This is a genomic window from Bradyrhizobium sp. NAS80.1 (genome assembly GCF_001908205.1).
Classification (GTDB): domain Bacteria; phylum Pseudomonadota; class Alphaproteobacteria; order Rhizobiales; family Xanthobacteraceae; genus Bradyrhizobium.
On the sequence record NZ_LGHL01000393.1, the window covers coordinates 1 to 818 of the forward strand.

An 818-nucleotide genomic window follows, 5' to 3' on the forward strand; every position below is an offset into this window, starting at 1 on the left:
GCTTTGGTCCGCTGTGGGTCTTGGCTGTGTGAAAACGCCAAGGCGCTTGAGCGCGATAGAAGAAGTTAGTCGTCCAACGCGGTTCTAGCGCTTAAGCTCGTACGCGGCTTCAACTTAAACGACGAACTGAAGAATGTAATTCTAGCCGTGTTTCGATCATTCGCGTTTTTACACAGCCAGGGTCATTCGCGACGAACTCCACCGATCATGACCGATATCCGATGTCCGCTTCGTCTCGCTTGCGACCGAAACGGCGTGGCACCGCAATATGTCGCGAAGGGCCAGAAGCGGAACTGCTGGGCAGCCGAACGCTTTCATTAAAAACCATCAATGTACGCACGCGCTAGGGATATATCGCCAGCAGTGACGGCCAAGATGCCGATCACGTTGACTTCTTGAGGCGCTTCGCAGTCCGGGTACTTCCGCATGTCCATCATCATCGAGGCGACCGCTTCGCGTATCTTGCCGACTGTGAGAAGCGCGAGCGCTCTCTCCTTGCTCCGCTGCACAAATTGAGCTCGTGTCATTGGCGCTGGGACACGGGCAAGGTGCGCCTGTTCGCTTGCCATTGGCCATCCCCTTGGCTGTGGCCCGACGTTCAATTTCAATGACTTTCGCTTTAGGCGTGTGTGAGCTATTTCACACGGGATGATTTTTTTTAGCGCAGCTGTTCCGTGGAAGTCTCCGCGAAGCAATGTCAGATTTGGGTCTAGGCTGTGTGAAAACGCCGAGGCGCTTGATGGCGATAGAATAAGTTATTCGTCCACTTCCCTCTTACCGCCCGAACTCGCAAGCGCGCTCAACTTAAAGCACGAAAT

1 protein-coding gene is annotated in these 818 nt (G+C 54.2%); it reads right to left on the reverse strand.

Translation table 11 applies throughout. From position 1 onward, the window contains the following. Nucleotides 1-317 precede the first annotated feature (317 nt). On the reverse strand, nucleotides 318-569 hold the full coding sequence (locus AC629_RS43750) for a hypothetical protein (RefSeq protein WP_084810767.1): 252 nt from the start codon (nucleotides 567-569) through the stop codon (nucleotides 318-320). Nucleotides 570-818 lie beyond the last annotated feature (249 nt).